The 14,782-nt window shown below is 66.4% G+C and carries 14 protein-coding genes; 7 read left to right on the top strand and 7 right to left on the bottom strand.

Annotation, left to right across the window (positions count from 1 at the left end):
• Positions 1-39: 39 nt before the first annotated feature.
• A complete protein-coding gene (locus ACHQ4I_RS24150; protein ID WP_420774076.1) occupies positions 40-648 on the top strand; it encodes a TetR/AcrR family transcriptional regulator in 609 nt (202 codons plus the stop codon).
• On the opposite strand, the gene ACHQ4I_RS24145 is transcribed toward ACHQ4I_RS24150, so the two are convergent.
• Genes ACHQ4I_RS24145 through ACHQ4I_RS24135 form a run of 3 tightly spaced genes read right to left on the bottom strand, consistent with a single transcriptional unit; the run spans position 633 to position 3,802 of the window.
• Entirely contained in the window at positions 633-1,625 is a 993-nt protein-coding gene (locus tag ACHQ4I_RS24145) for a 1-aminocyclopropane-1-carboxylate deaminase/D-cysteine desulfhydrase (protein WP_420774075.1), read from the bottom strand. The genes ACHQ4I_RS24150 and ACHQ4I_RS24145 overlap by 16 nt on opposite strands.
• A 21-nt stretch (positions 1,626-1,646) precedes the next feature.
• Complete coding sequence (locus tag ACHQ4I_RS24140; protein ID WP_420774074.1) at positions 1,647-2,681, bottom strand: phosphotransferase family protein; 1,035 nt, start codon at positions 2,679-2,681, stop codon at positions 1,647-1,649.
• Between the two features lie 5 nt (positions 2,682-2,686).
• Complete coding sequence (locus tag ACHQ4I_RS24135; protein ID WP_420774073.1) at positions 2,687-3,802, bottom strand: Rv3169 family protein; 1,116 nt, start codon at positions 3,800-3,802, stop codon at positions 2,687-2,689.
• Positions 3,803-3,895: 93 nt separating this feature from the next.
• Here ACHQ4I_RS24135 and ACHQ4I_RS24130 point away from each other — a divergent pair, with 93 nt between their 5' ends.
• Both ACHQ4I_RS24130 and ACHQ4I_RS24125 read left to right on the top strand, forming a co-directional pair.
• Positions 3,896-4,498 carry a TetR/AcrR family transcriptional regulator gene (locus ACHQ4I_RS24130; RefSeq protein WP_420774072.1) on the top strand — a complete coding sequence of 201 codons (603 nt, stop codon included), beginning with the start codon at positions 3,896-3,898 and terminating at the stop codon, positions 4,496-4,498.
• Positions 4,499-4,589: 91 nt separating this feature from the next.
• On the top strand, positions 4,590-5,522 hold the full coding sequence (locus ACHQ4I_RS24125) for a MerR family transcriptional regulator (RefSeq protein WP_420774071.1): 933 nt from the start codon (positions 4,590-4,592) through the stop codon (positions 5,520-5,522).
• Positions 5,523-5,531: 9 nt separating this feature from the next.
• Here the strand turns inward: ACHQ4I_RS24125 and cysC are convergent, their stop codons facing one another.
• The 3 genes from cysC to ACHQ4I_RS24110 are packed head-to-tail and all read right to left on the bottom strand — an operon-like array spanning position 5,532 to position 9,222.
• Positions 5,532-7,370: an adenylyl-sulfate kinase gene (gene cysC, locus ACHQ4I_RS24120; RefSeq protein WP_420774070.1), complete on the bottom strand. Its 1,839-nt coding sequence runs from the start codon at positions 7,368-7,370 to the stop codon at positions 5,532-5,534.
• Positions 7,370-8,302, bottom strand: coding sequence for a sulfate adenylyltransferase subunit CysD (gene cysD / locus ACHQ4I_RS24115; RefSeq protein WP_420774069.1), 933 nt, complete (start codon positions 8,300-8,302; stop codon positions 7,370-7,372). Before cysD ends, cysC begins: the two co-directional genes overlap by 1 nt.
• 32 nt (positions 8,303-8,334) lie before the next feature.
• Positions 8,335-9,222 carry a helix-turn-helix domain-containing protein gene (locus ACHQ4I_RS24110; protein ID WP_420774068.1) on the bottom strand — a complete coding sequence of 296 codons (888 nt, stop codon included), beginning with the start codon at positions 9,220-9,222 and terminating at the stop codon, positions 8,335-8,337.
• 118 nt (positions 9,223-9,340) lie between these two features.
• Here ACHQ4I_RS24110 and ACHQ4I_RS24105 point away from each other — a divergent pair, with 118 nt between their 5' ends.
• The 4 genes from ACHQ4I_RS24105 to ACHQ4I_RS24090 all read left to right on the top strand — a co-directional run bounded on the left by ACHQ4I_RS24105 (position 9,341) and on the right by ACHQ4I_RS24090 (position 14,080).
• A complete protein-coding gene (locus ACHQ4I_RS24105) occupies positions 9,341-10,504 on the top strand; it encodes a hypothetical protein (protein WP_420774067.1) in 1,164 nt (387 codons plus the stop codon).
• Positions 10,504-11,280, top strand: coding sequence for an SDR family oxidoreductase (locus tag ACHQ4I_RS24100; RefSeq protein WP_420774066.1), 777 nt, complete (start codon positions 10,504-10,506; stop codon positions 11,278-11,280). The genes ACHQ4I_RS24105 and ACHQ4I_RS24100 overlap by 1 nt, the downstream gene beginning before the upstream one ends.
• A 9-nt stretch (positions 11,281-11,289) precedes the next feature.
• Positions 11,290-12,453 (top strand): sulfotransferase family protein, encoded by a 1,164-nt coding sequence (locus ACHQ4I_RS24095; RefSeq protein WP_420774065.1) that lies wholly within the window; start codon positions 11,290-11,292, stop codon positions 12,451-12,453.
• Between the two features lie 157 nt (positions 12,454-12,610).
• Complete coding sequence (locus tag ACHQ4I_RS24090) at positions 12,611-14,080, top strand: flavin-containing monooxygenase (protein ID WP_420774064.1); 1,470 nt, start codon at positions 12,611-12,613, stop codon at positions 14,078-14,080.
• On the opposite strand, the gene ACHQ4I_RS24085 is transcribed toward ACHQ4I_RS24090, so the two are convergent.
• Positions 14,061-14,732: a PaaI family thioesterase gene (locus tag ACHQ4I_RS24085; protein ID WP_420774063.1), complete on the bottom strand. Its 672-nt coding sequence runs from the start codon at positions 14,730-14,732 to the stop codon at positions 14,061-14,063. The genes ACHQ4I_RS24090 and ACHQ4I_RS24085 overlap by 20 nt on opposite strands.
• Positions 14,733-14,782: the final 50 nt, after the last annotated feature.

Below are 14,782 nucleotides of genomic sequence, written 5' to 3'. Positions count from 1 at the left end.
GTTACTACGCATGTGTCGCGAATCGATCCCAGGGCTGGGATGACCACAACCTCCGGTGCCGCCCGACCCGTCGGCCGCCCTGCCGCCGCCTCCCAGGACCAGGTGCTGGCCGCGGCGAGCGCCCAGTTCCTGGCCTCCGAGCGGGTCGACGTGCAGGCGATCGCGGCGGAGCTGGGACTATCGCGGGCGACCATCTACCGCTGGTTCGGCTCGCGGGACGGTCTGCTCGGCGCGGTCATGGTGTCGGAATTCGAGCGGATGGTCGTGGCGGCGCGCGCGCGGGTCGACGGTACGGGTGCGCCGCGCGTGCTCGCCCTGCTGGACCGGGTGGCGCGATGGATGACGCGCAGCGAGGCGTATCGGTATTTCATCGCTACCGAACAGGCCACCGCGGGCCGCATCATCACCACCAGCGATGGTCCGGTGCAGCCGAAGGTGGTCGGGGTGGTCGCCGAGATACTCGATGTCGCGATCGAGGAGGGGTACCAGAACCGGGTCGACACCCAGACCTTCGCGTACGCGCTGGTCCGGCTCATCGAGGCGTTCCTCTATCAGGATGCCGTGACGGGCATTCGGGGCGATGTGGAGCGGTTGCGTGCGGTGCTGGCCGTGATTCTGGGGCTGGACCCGGATCAGCGCGGCCCGTAGGTATTGAGGAACAGCACCGGGCCGTCGCCGAAGTCGCCGCGGATATCCATATCCAGGAGTCCGGCCAAGGCCTTCGCGGTGTAAACGGTTTCCAGTTCCAGCCCATTGGTCGCGGCGAGCTTCTTCGCCGCGACGGCGGCCGGGGTTTCATGGCCGTAGCCCGGACCGAGCCAGTCGCGCACAATCGTCACGTCGTCGGGACGCAGACCCGGCGAGGTGAATTCCGCGCCGCGTGCACGCAGGACCGCCTCGGCTCGATTCGCCAGCTCGACGATGTGCCGCGCGTCGAGCGGGAGCGAGTCGTTGACCACGACGCCGACGACGCGGGTGCGCAATCCGGCCAGCCGCAGGCCGAGGGCCGAACCCGCCGCGGTGCCACCGGATCCGACGGCGGTCACCAAATGCGAGGGTTCGGGTAGCTCGCCCGCGGCTATCTGCGCGGCCAGTTCCAATGCGGCCTCGACGTAGCCGAGGGCACCGATCGGCGAGGAGCCGCCGACGGGCAGCAGGTACGGCGGTGTGCGGCCGTGCATGTGCCGCAGCAACAGCCACGGTGCGGCGAGGATGGTGCGCAGCTTGCTGTGCGTGAAATGCAGGGTGGCGCCGGAGTTCTCCAGTCGCCGCAGCTGCGCGCGGACGTGGTCGTCCACTGGTTGGTCGACCAGCGCCAGTGCGGTGTCGATACCGAAGTCCCGGCCGTAGAGCGCCGTGGCCAGACCCCAGTTGGTACCGGTGCCGCCGATGGTGAAGATGGTGCGGGCGCCGCGCCGCCGCGCCTCCGGTAACAGCCACTCCAGCTTGCGGATCTTATTGCCGCCCCAGCCGCCGGAGCCGTAACCGCTCTCGTCCTTGCACCACACGGTGCTCTTGGTGCCGAGGTCCAGCGGGCGGACCGGTGTCGGCGCGATACCGAGTCGCGCGAACGGCAGTGTGCCGACCAGTTCGGGGAAGCGCTGGTGGAGCAGGGAGTCCGTCATAGTCGGACCATTATCGGGGGTTCAGCCCCCTTCGGTGAGCAGTTGGTCCAGGCGAGCGGCGCAGACCTGGGAGAGATCGCCCATGCCGAGGTGGCTGGACATGCGCAGCAGGGGCACGGAAAGTAGTACCGCGCAGAGGATTTCGTTGAAACGCAGGTTGCGCACCGGCCAGCCCGTGCGGGCCTCGTATCCGGCGATGGTTTCGTCGCGGGTCGGCGTGCCGGGCAGGCGCGCCCGGCCCTGGAAGTCGCTGCACAGCCAGTCCGTCAGGAGTAGCCACGCGAGGTCGGCCTCGTGATCGCCGAGATAGGCGATCTCCCAGTCGAGGACACCGAGTACGGACAGGTCCTCGCCGTAGAGGATGTTCGACAGGCGGCTGTCGCCCCAGCACAGCGTGACATGTTCGGGTCGGTAGCGATTGTCGCGCAGCCAGGTCAGCGACCGCTCGAAGATCGGTGACGGGGTGGGGTTGGCCCAGTGCACCGCCCAATCCAGGTAGTTGACCGCCTGTTCGACCGGTTCGGCACCGAATCGAGGCATGCGCAGGAAGTCCAGGCGAAGTGCTGCCGGATCCAGTTGGTGGACCCGTGTCATGGTGTCGACACAGGACCACCAAATCGCCGCCCGCTCTTCGGGTGTCGCCTCGAAGTACATTCCCGACTCGTGATAGGTCGGGACATCGCTGGGCGTGCGGCCACCGTCGATGCGGTCCATGACGAAGTGCGGGGTGCCGAGTGGATCAGGGCCGGTCTCGATCCAACGCACCGTGGGGACCGGGATATCCGTTCCGGCAAGGCGTTTCATCACCAGGAACTGTCTGCGCAGGTCGTAGTCGGGGAACAAGGCGACCTCGGGCGGTCGGCGGAAGACGAAACCGGCATGGCCCGGTTCGGCATTCAGACCTTCGACGTCGAAAAGATAGGTGTCCGAGGCGAAGCCCTGGTCGGCGCGCTTCCAGCTCGTTATGGTTGCCCGCTCGGCTCGCGGAATATGCTGGCGAACAAGGGGTTCCACATGCGCGGGTAGCTCGTCCGGGGTGAGTCGCGTGGCGCTCATATACCTCACCAGCCGGTGTAGCCGTAGCGCGGGTAGCTGCCCATGAACACCATCTCCAGCAGTCCGTGCCCGATCTTGTCGCCCGAGCGCACCTCGCACAGCGTCTCGCTGAGCAGGCTGATCGGCCGGACCTGGTCGAGATCGGTGATGTCGACGGTGAATCCGTCGCTGAACGACGTGCCTCGCCACATGCCCGACGCATAGCCGCGGTACTCGTTGTAACCCGCGAAGCCGGGCCAGAAGCGGCAGCTCGGGCGCACCTCGAGCACCGATGACGCGCGGTCGGCGCGGTGCACGGTGAAGGTGCCCCCGGAGGCGACGCGCAGGTCCGGTTCGAAGGTCAGATCGTGCTCGACATCGATGATCGGCGTCGAATCACGTCCGGTCGCGATCGGATACAGCACCTCGCCCTCGAATTGCCAACGCGTACCAGTGCTGGTCTCGCGCTGCGCGAAATGCACCAGCTCATCGTCGAATTGGAAGATGCCCATGTAGTACAACACGCCGTCGGGAACCTCGGTGGGTTGCAGGCCGGGCCCCTCGTCGAGGCTCCCGCCGCCGGGACCGTGCCGCACACCCCACGAGTGATCGCGGCCGAACCACCATTGATCGGGGTCGATATCGATGCGCCTACCGTCGATCTCGATCCAGCCGGTGACGGTGCCGTTCTGGTAGTACCGCCGCGCGTCCTCGCGCACCCGGCCGCGGGAACGGTGGAAGGCCGGTGTCTGCTCATAGGCGGGGAACGTTCCGTGGAAGTCCAGCCGCAGACTCAGGCCGTGTTCGTTGTCCGCGAGTGTGGCTCGGGTGCCGAGCAGCGGTTGGGTCACCTCATAGGTGTACGGGCCGACGTCCCATGCGCCGAGAGTCCGCGCGCGATGGTTGTATTCGGTCGACAGGCGCACCACCTTGGCTTGTTTGCCGCCGACGGTCACCATGGCATACGCGTCCATGACATTGCGGTTGGGGAATCGGGCCAGACCGGTCATCACGCTGATCTCGCCGGACTTGTCGAAGCCGTACATCACCACGCGTTCGGTCCAGCGCAGGTCGCTCTGGTCGACGTGATCGAACGTCGTCGCGAGTTGATGGGACAGCATTTCGTCTTCGGGTACGAGCATTCGGACTCCTTCATCGGGGTAGCCATGAATGTAATACGTTGTACATCGCAACGTAATTGTTTCCGCCGATTCCGGCGAGGTACGCTCCGCCCTATGACGTCCACCGATGCCGCGAGCCCGAGGTCCGCCGCCGGGCGGCCACGCGATGCGCAGATCGATCGGGCCGTCCTCGATGCGACCAGGGAACTGCTCGCCGAGGTCGGCTATCAGGACACCTCGATCGCCGCCGTCGCCCGGCGCGCCAATGTCGGGACCGCGCCCATCTACCGGCGCTGGGCCGGTAAGGAGGCGCTGATCGAGGACGCCGTATTCGGCTCCGAAAACCTGTGGCTACCAGCCGAAACCAATGATCTGCACGCCGACCTCATCGCATGGGTCCGCGTCTTCCTCGGTCGCATCGCCGAACCCTCCACCCGCGCCGCGATTCCCGGCCTCATCTCGGCCTACCACCGCGACCCGGACCGCTACCGTGCCCTGCACGACCGCGCCGACCTACCGGCCCGCCAGGCGCTGACGGCCCGCATCCGCTCGGTCATGCCCGCGGACGCCGACGCGACGGCGACGGCCGACCTGGTTTTCGAAATCCTCGTCGCCCGCACCCTGGTGCGCGGGCTCACCCACGGCACGGACGACGCCGACACCTTCTGCGCCCGAACCGCCGACGCCCTACTGACCCTGATCCGCACCGCCACCTGACCGGGGCTCGTGCGCGGTCCGTGCACCGCACGACCCGCCGTCGACTGATTCCGCTTGCGTCTCCACTAGGGGGAGACCGGAGAGTAGGGGCATGGACGACGACACGCTCTACTCGATCGGCACCATGGCCGAACTGACCGGTCTCTCGGTCAAGACGATCCGGTTCTACGCCGACTCGGGTGTCGTGCCGCCGACCACCCACAGTCCCGCCGGTTATCGGCTCTACGACGACGATGCGCTCGCCCGCCTGCAACTGGTGCGCACCCTGCGCGAACTCGGCATCGACCTGCCCGCCGTCCGGCAGGTGCTCGAACGCACGCGGTCGGTGCCCGAGGTCGCGGCGGCCCATGCCGAGGCGCTGGAATTCCAGATCAGCACACTTCGGTTGCGGCGCACGGTGTTACGAGCGATCGCCGAGCGGGGTCCGACCCCCGAGGAGATGGAACTCATGCACAAACTCATCGAACTCTCCGATGCCGAAAAGCGTCGTCTCATTGCCGATTTCGTCGAGGACACCTTCGGCGGCGTCGACGCGAACCCGGAGTTCGTCGACCTGATCCGCTCGGCCATGCCGGAGCTGCCCGACGATCCGGAACCCGCCCAGGTGCACGCCTGGGTGGAACTCGCCGAGCTCACCCGAGACCCGGACTTCCGCGCGGCGGTGCGCCGCATGGCCGAATACCAGGCCGCGCAGCGCGCCGAGGGCGACGCCACCGGCCTGCACCACGAGCTGACCGAACTCGTCGGTGACCGCGTCGGTCAAGCCGTCGCGTCGGGCATTGCGCCGGATTCCGTTGCGGCGAAACCCATTGTCGACGAGCTGCTGGCGGCCTATGCGTCGACCTTCGCCCGCCCCGACGACGCCGAGCTGCGGATCTGGCTGCTGACCCGGCTCGACGTCGCGGGCGATCCACGCGCCGAACGCTATTGGCAACTGCTCGCGGTCATCAACGGCTGGCCGGTCCCGCCCAGCCTGGGGCCGGTGTTCACCTGGTTCGGTGCCGCATTGCGCGCGAATACCTGAGCAGTCTGCTCAGTCCAGATCCGCCAGCTTCGCGAGGATGGCCGCCGCCATGGCCGCCGGGTCGCCGTCCTCGGGACGTAGGACGAGTTCGGCTCCGGTGGGGGCCTCGTAGGGGTCGTCGATGCCGGTGAAGCCGCGGATTTCACCGGCACGCGCCTTGGCGTACATGCCCTTGGGATCGCGGGCCTCGCAGATTTCGAGGGGTGTGTCCACGAAGACCTCGACGAACGGGATGCCAGCCGCGCCGTGCACGGCGCGGACCCTGTTGCGGTCGGCGGCGTAGGGACTGATGAGCGAAACCACTGCCACGACACCGGCTTCGGCGAATAGTCGGGCCACTTCGCCCACGCGACGGATATTTTCGACGCGGTCGGCGGCGCCGAAGCCGAGGTCGGCATTCAGGCCATGGCGCAGATTGTCGCCGTCGAGCAGGAAGGCGGGGCGGCCCGCCGCAACCAGGCGACGTTCCAGTTCGACTGCGACAGAGGACTTTCCGGAGCCCGATAGACCGGTCAACCATACCGTCAGGCCGGAGGTCGGGCGCTCGTCGCGGCCGACAGCGGTGGCGTGCCATACGACGCGCGACGATGGCAGCGTGGGGCCGGTGATCATGCCCGCGGCGACGGTGTTGTTGGTGGCCTCGTCGACGAGGATGAAGCTGCCCGTGGTGCGATTGCGCCGGTAGGGATCGAACAGCAGTGGCTGCCGGGTGCGCAACTGGATGCGCCCGATCTCGTTGAGCGACAACGAATCCGCGTTCTCATCGCGGTGCAGGGTATTGACGTCGAGCCGGTAGTCCAGCGTGCGGACCTCGGCGGTGGCGGTGCGGGTGGTGTGCCGGATCGCGTAGGTCGCGCCAGGAGTGAGTTCGGAATCCTCGGCGAACCAACACACCATCGCGTCCAGATCGCGTCCGACGTGCGGCCGGTTGGCCGGGCGGCAGATGAGATCGCCGCGGGACACATCGAGATGGTCGGCGAGCTGGATCGTAACGGCTTGCGGTGGAAACGCTTCCGCGACCGGCGTACCGCCCGGACCCCAGATGGCCTCGACCGTGGTGGTGAATCCCGAAGGCAGCACGGCGACTTCATCGCCCGGCTTGAACACGCCACCGCATACAGTGCCCGCGTAACCACGGAAATCCTCGGCATGCCTGCGGGTTACGTACTGCACGGGGAAGCGTGCGTCGATCAGATTGCGGTCCGAGGCGATGTGCACCTCCTCCAGGTGGTGCAGCAGGGGCGAGCCCTCGTACCACGGCATGCTCGCGCCGCGGTGCACGATATTGTCCCCGTGCAGCGCCGACATCGGAATGAAGGTCAGATCGGCGACGTCGAGTTTGGTCGCGAAGCCGACGAATTCCTCCTTGATCTCCTCGAACCGGTCCTGCGACCACCCGGCCAGATCCATCTTGTTCACGCACAGCACCAGGTGCGGAATGCCGAGCAGACTGGCCAGGAAGGCATGGCGGCGCGTCTGTTCCACGATGCCCTTGCGCGCGTCCACCAGGATCAGTGCGAGATCGGCGGTGGAGGCGCCGGTGACCATATTGCGCGTGTACTGGATGTGGCCGGGGGTGTCGGCGATGATGAATTTGCGCCGGGGCGTGGCGAAGTAGCGATGCGCCACGTCGATGGTGATGCCCTGTTCGCGCTCGGCGCGCAGGCCGTCGGTGAGCAGTGCCAGATCCGGATAGTCGTCACCGCGCGCCCGGCTGGTCCGCTCCACGGCGGCGAGTTGGTCGGTGAAGATCGTCTTGGAGTCGAACAGCAGGCGGCCGATCAGCGTCGATTTACCGTCGTCGACACTGCCCGCGGTGGCCAGGCGCAATAGGGTGGTGGTCGTCATCAGAAGTACCCTTCGCGTTTACGATCTTCCATGCCAGCCTCAGAAATACGGTCATCGGCGCGGGTCGCACCACGCTCGGTGACGCGGGTGGCGGCGACCTCCGCGACCACCTCCTCCGGGGTGGTCGCGGTCGACTCGACACATCCGGTGCAGGTCGCATCGCCGACCGTGCGGAATCGCACCGTGCAGTCATACGGCTGCTCGCCATCGAGCAATTCGAGAAATCTAGTGTGCGCCAACAGCATTCCGTCGCGCTGCACGACCGGTCGGCGATGTGCGTAATACAGCGGCGGCAGTTCGATGCCCTCGGCGGCAATGTAGTGCCAGATATCGAGCTCGGTCCAGTTCGACAGCGGGAACACCCGGATGTGCTCGCCCTTGCTGTGCCGCCCGTTGTAGAGGCTCCACAGTTCCGGTCGCTGATTGCGCGGATCCCACTGCCCGTATTCGTCGCGGAAGCTGAATATCCGCTCCTTGGCGCGCGCCTTCTCCTCGTCGCGCCGCGCGCCGCCGAAGATCGCGTCGTATCCGCCCTCGCGGATCGATCGCAGCAAAGTGGCTGTCTGCAAACGGTTTCGGGAGGCGCGCGGCCCGGTCTCCTCCTTCACCCGGCCCGCATCGATATCGTCCTGCACGCTGGCGACCACGAGCCGCAGGCCGAGCCGTTGCACCGTGCGGTCGCGGAATTCGATGACCTCGTCGAAATTGTGTCCGGTGTTTATGTGCAGCACCGGGAACGGCAGCGGCGCCGGCCAGAAGGCCTTGGCCGCGAGGTGCAGCATGACCACCGAATCCTTGCCGCCGGAGAACAGCAGCACGGGCCGTTCGAAGGTCGCGGCGACTTCGCGGAAGATATGTGCCGACTCGGCCTCGAGCGCGTCCAGATGAGGCAGCTCGTAGGTGCTCGCCGTCGACTTTGCGTACTGGCTCACGCCACAAAACTAGAACACGTTTCGGCAGTTGGTCAATGGCCGGAATCCGGCTTGCGACCCCCCGATTCCGCGGTCACCCGATCTGCGGCGGCCACGAGTGCCGTTCCGCGACGGTCGATCTCGGCGCCGGTGATGGAGGCCCCGACATACATGGTGAGCACCATGTTCTGCCTGCCGTCGCCGCCGTAAGTCGGCGCCGCGAGCAGGCTGACCGGGTGTTCCTTGCGTGGTCGCAGATCGGTGCCGAGATAGACCCGCTCCCCGAGGCTGGTCACCAGCTCGCCGACGAGTTCGCGCACCTCATTGGGCAGGTCGCGGGCGGCGACCCCGGCCAGCAGAGCGTACAACCGCCGACCCGCCGCGGTCAGGCTTTCGACCAGGTAGCCGCGCTCGCGACACTCCGCGACGACCTGGCGCAACCGGGCCTCGTCCTGCTGCAGCGGCACGGTCGGCGGTTTGCCCAGCCAGGCGTCGAAGGCGGCGTCGGTATCCCACAGCACGTACATCAGCCCGACCGGCGGCGCGAAATGGTAGGCCGCACCCACCTTGACCAGGCCGGGACCGGTGCTTTCCAGCACCATGATCTGCTCGCCGACGATGGCGGAGGCCGTGCAGGTGGTGCGATAGAGCGCGGTGAGTTTCTCGAGTTCGGCGCGGGCGATGGCGGAGATCGCGAAGCTGTCCTGTGCGATCCGGCCTGCGGCGATAAGCGCAGGTCCGAGGCCGTAGGTAGGGGTGTTCGCGTCGCGCACCAGATAGCCGCCCGCGGTCAATTCGGTGAGGATGCCCAGGCAGGTCGGCTTGGCCAGGTCGAGTTCGCGGGCGATTTCGGACAGGCCGAAGCGCTTTCCGCGCTGTTCGACGAAGAAATCCAGCACTTGGACCACCCGGGCGGTGGGCGCGGATCTGCGGGCAACCATGGACATCTCCTAGAACACGTTCTAATCTTTCTCGTATCGAAATGTACCAGAGCGGTACATATTTGGAACATACTGTAGCGACTGCTTGCAGGTCGCTCGAAAGGGTCGGAGAAGCCTCTTGCTGACACAGCCGTTCGCGGAAGCCATCGCCGCCGCCGAGCAGATCATCACCGGCGCACCGCATATTCGAACCGAACAGGACCTCGTCGAGGGCTACGACTACCTCGCGGGCAGTATTCGCGCCTCCATCCAGATGGCGTGGGCCTTCGAGCGGGACTTTCCGTTCTTCGTCATGTCCACCGGGCCATATACGAAGATGGGTCTGGACAACCCGGACACCCTCTACTTCCACTCGTATCTGCGCCCCGACGCCGAGTATGTGGTGACCGGAACGCGCGGCAGCACCCGTGACCTCAGCTTCCAGGTGCTCAACGGCAACTACTCTCCGGTGGATGTACCCGACAGCGAGACCGCCTTCGATGCCCGCGCCCTCGATATCGCGGCCGACGGGTCCTACGAACTCCGTCTCGGCCCCGGCGAGGCGCGCCCCGGCTACGTCCATCTCGCATCCGACTCGGCCATGCTCGTGGTGCGCGAGGTATACAGCGACTGGGCCACCGAGAAGGCGGGCACGATTCGCATTCAGCGGGTGGACACGATCGGCGACGCCCCGCCGCCGCTGACCAAGGACCTGATGACCAAGCGGTATGACATCGCGGGGAAAATGCTGGTCTCGCGGCTGAATACCTTCCTGGCGTTCCCGAAGTGGTTCTATCTGAATCTGCCGGTCAACACGATGACCGAACCGCGCTCGACCCCGGGCGGGCTCACCACCCAGTTCTCCTCCGTGGGCCACTACGAACTCGACGACGATCAGGCGATGATCCTGACGGTGCCGAAATCGGACGCGCCGTACCAGGGGTTCCAACTCGGCAGCATGTGGTACCTGTCGCTGGACTACATCAACCACCAGACCAGCCTCACCGCCGACCAGGCGCGGGTGGATCCGGACGGGATGATCCGGCTCGTGATCAGCGAGCGCGACCCCGGACTGACCAACTGGATCGAGCGCACCGGGCATGCGCGCGGGTACCTGCAGTTCCGCTGGCAGCAGCTGTCGCGGGATTTGAAGCCCGAGGACGGGCCGACGGTGGAGGTGGTCTCGGTCGCCGAATTGCCCGAGCGGCTGCCGTACTACCAGGAGGCTCGGGTCACGCCCGAGGAATGGCGGGCTCGAATCGCGGCGCGTCAGGTCGCCGTGGCGGAAAGGATGCTGGGCTGATGTTGTTGCAGGACAAGGTCGTTGTGGTCTCCGGAGTCGGTCCGGGGCTGGGCCGGGCCATCGCGGTGCAGAGTGCGCGCGCCGGGGCGGATGTGGTGCTTGCCTCCCGCACCGAATCGCGGCTGACCGAGGTGGCCAAGGAGATCACCGAACTCGGCAGGCGCGCGGTGGCGGTGCCGACCGATATCAATGACGAGGCCGCGGTGGCGAATCTGGTCGAGACGGCGCAGAGTGCGTTCGGACGGGTCGACACTCTGGTGAACAACGCCTTCGCGATTCCGCCGATCACCGATCTGGCCGATGTCGACCTCGATGACGTGCGCGCTGGATTCGAGACCAATGTGCTTGCCGCACTGCGATTGACGCGACTGTTCGTACCCGCGCTCACCGAGTCGAAGGGCTCGGTCGTGATGATCAATTCGGCGGTGTTGCGCCATTCGCGGCGCACCTTCGGGCCCTACAAGATGGCCAAGGCGAGTCTGCTCGCACTGGCGCAGAGCCTGGCCACCGAACTCGGGCCGAAGGGTATCCGGGTGAATTCCGTTGCGCCCGGCTATATCTGGGCCGACAACTTGAAGTGGTACTTCAACTATTTGGCGAAGCAGCGGGGGATAACGCCCGAAGAGGTGTACGCCGAGACCGCCGCGACCATCGACCTGCGCAAGTTGCCCGAACCCGATGAGATCGCCGACGCCGTGGTCTTTTTCGCCTCGCCGCTGGCGCGGGCGATCACCGGCGCGTGCCTGGATGTCAACGGCGGCGAATACCACCACTAGGAGATGACTGTGATCGGCAGAGACGACGTCGGCACCATCGACGATCTACACGCCTCGGCGACCAAGGTCGTCGGATTGAGCGATTTCGGCGACGACGGCTACCGCGAGGGCCTGCAAGTGCTGCTCGAGTCCTATGCCAAGGACGCCGAGCTGACGCCCTTCGGCAATAAGGTCAATCGGGCGTTCCTGCGCGGGGCGCTGATCGCGCGGCTGCTCAGTGAGGCCGCGTGGCAACGCTTTCCGGAACATGCGCAGGTGCGGATCGAGCGCCCGATCTTCGTGACCGGGCTGCCGCGCTCGGGTACGACGGCGGTGCATCGACTGCTCAACGCGGATCCGGCGCATCAGGGCCTGGAGATGTGGCTGACCGAGATGCCGCAGCCGCGGCCGCCGCGCGAGACCTGGGCGTCGAATCCGGTGTATCAGCGGATCGAGGCCGCATTCGAAAAGCATCATGTGGAACATCCGGAATTCATGGGCGTGCACCATATTTCGGCGGACCAGGTGGAGGAGTGCTGGCAGCTGCTGCGGCAATCGGCGATGTCGGTGTCCTACGAGTGCCTGGGCTATCTGCCCGGATACTCCGAGTGGCTGCGCGAGCAGGATTGGACCGATGCCTATCGCAGGCATCGGCGGAACCTGCAGCTGATCGGCATGCCGGATGCCGAACGCCGGTGGGTGCTGAAGAACCCGAGCCACCTGTTCGCGCTGGACGCGATCTTCGAGGTGTACCCGGATGCGCTGGTTATCCAGATGCATCGGGATCCGCGCACGATCATCGCCTCGGTCTGCAGTCTCAATGAGCAGGCCTCGGCGGGGTGGTCGGAGAAGTTCCGTGGTCCGGTCGTCGGTGCGACGCAATTGGATCTATGGGCCAGGGGAGCGGATAAATTCCTCGCCGATCGCAAGCGGTACAACGCCGCCCAGTTCTGCGATGTGTACTACGACGACTTCGTCGCCGACCCGATCGGCACCGTAGCGTCGATCTACCGCCATTTCGACCTGTCGCTGACCCCCGCAGCCGAAGCCGCGATGACCCAGCTGCACTCGGAAAGCACCTCCGGCGCCGCCCGCCCCGCGCATCACTACACCCTGGAGGACTTCGGCCTAACCACACCCCAGGTCAACACCCGCTTCGCCGACTACCGCAACAACCACTTCCCCCCCAACTAGGGGCGATCAAGATCAGGTGGAAACTACGGCGGCATCGGTCGAGAAGACGCCGCCATCAGTTCCACCTGATCTTGGTCCGTCAGTGCGGTGGGAACCGTGGCGAAAAATGTCGGGCCGATGCATTCCGTCGGCCTGCGTCGCGTCATAGCGTCTAGGTATGGTCGGAACGCAACGGCGGGACCCGCGGGTCGCCATAATCGGGGCCGGGATGTCGGGCATCTGCATGGCGGCCATGCTGCGGCGCGACGGCGTCGAGGACTTCACCGTGTTCGAGAAGGCCGATCGGTTCGGCGGGACTTGGCGGGAGAATACCTATCCGGGGTTGACCTGCGATGTGCCCTCGCGCTTCTATCAGTTCAGCTTCGCCAAGAACCCGCGGTGGTCGCATTTCCTCTCGCCGGGCGCGGAGATCCGCGACTACTTCGCCCGTGTCGCCCACGATTGCGGGCTGGCGAGTCGTACCCGGTTCGGCACCGAGGTGGTCCGGGCCGAATTCGACGGTGCGCGTTGGGAAGTGACGACCGCGGATGGCGCATCGGAGCGGTTCGATTTCGTGCTCTGCGCGACCGGCATCCTGCATCATCCGCGCACGCCGGATATCAGCGGTCTCGGCGATTTCGCGGGGGCGGTATTCCATTCGGCGCGGTGGGATCACGATGTCGACCTGGCGGGCAAGCGCGTCGGCGTGCTCGGCACCGGATCCACCGGTGTGCAGATCGTGACGGCACTCGCCGGGAATGTCGCGCACCTGAGCATGTTCCAGCGCACACCGCAGTGGATCCTGCCGCTGCGGAATCGCCGATACTCCCGGCTCACCATTGCCGCGCATTGCAGATTCCCGGTGCTCGACGAGTTCAGCTACGCGGTGACGCGGCATATTTTCGAATTTCTCGTCGACGCCGTCACCAAGCCCGGATTCAAGCGTGCGCTGGTCGGCCGGATGTGCCGGGCGAACCTGCGCTCGGTGCGCGATCCGGCCCTGCGCGCCGCGCTGACACCGGACTACCAGCCGATGTGCAAGCGACTCGTGGTGTCGGGCGACTTCTATCGCGCCGTGCAGCGCGACGGTGTCGAGATCGTCACCGATGCGATAGATCATGCCGAGCCGCGCGGCATCGTCACCGCGGACGGGCGGCTGCACGAACTCGATGTGCTGGTGCTGGCAACGGGATTCGACGCGCATGCGTTCATGCGGCCCATGGGTATCACCGGAACCGACGGGCGCACACTGGATCAGGTATGGGCGGACGGGCCGCGCGCCTTCGAAACCGTTGCGATGCCGGGCTTTCCGAATATGTTCCTGCTGATCGGCCCGCACAGTCCGGTCGGCAATTACCCGCTGACGCTGATCGCGGAGACTCAGGCCGAGCACATCCTCGGCTGGATCCGGCGTTGGCGCGCCGGTGAATTCGACACGGTTCAGCCGACCGTCGAGGCGACCAGCAGCTACTACGCGGAACTACGTGCGGCGATGCCGAATACGGTATGGGCGACCGGCTGTCAGAGCTGGTATCTCGGCAAGGACGGCGTTCCGGAACTGTGGCCATGGACTCCGGCCCGGCACCGCGCCTTGATGGCGCGCCGACCGGACCCGGCGAACTACCGACTCACGGCTGCCCGGGTTTGAGCACGATGAACAGGCCGTTCGCCTCGGCGCAGAGCCGATCGCCGTCGTGCAGGGTGGCCCGCACGTAAACCTTGCGACCCTCCTGCCGCTCGGCCCAGGCATGCAACTTCAGTTCGGTATCGAGCGGGGTGATGGACCGGTAGTCGACGGTGAGCGATGCGGTGCGGGTCACCGCGCCCGCGTGCACCGCCGCGGCCATGCCGAGCAGATCGTCGAAGCCGACCGCCACCTGTCCGCCATGGGCGGCGTTATTGCCGCCCAGGTGGAAGGTGCGGAAGGTGATGCGGGCGTCGACGCCGTCCTTGCCCGCCTTGTCGACGACGAACGGCGGCAGCGTGAGATTGCCCCGGGACGGCAGGTCGACCCTGGTCCAGGTCGGCGCGGACCACTCGTCGACGATCGCGGCGTCCAGCTTGTCGTTGAGCTGTTTGAGGATGCCGATCGTCTCCAGTGCCAGCTCATCGGACGGGCAGGCCAGCCGGGCTCGGTCCATCAGGCTGCGCACCTGCTCGACGAACGCGCCGTAGTGCGGCCCGCCGCGTGATATATCGAGCTCGTCCAGCTGTGCGTTGATCAGCTCCGACATCGGCCGGAACCCGCCCTCATGGTGCTGCTCGCTCGGCAGCGAGTTGCCGACCTGCTGTTCGCTCATATAGAACACGTTATCGGTTGCCCGCCGAATGCTCGCGGCGGGCTCACGCG

It is taken from the genome of Nocardia nepalensis, from assembly GCF_048910785.1.
GTDB classification, from domain to species: Bacteria; Actinomycetota; Actinomycetes; order Mycobacteriales; family Mycobacteriaceae; genus Nocardia; species Nocardia nepalensis.
Note: the sequence above shows the minus strand (reverse complement) of the source record. Positions and strands in the feature narration are given on the sequence as shown.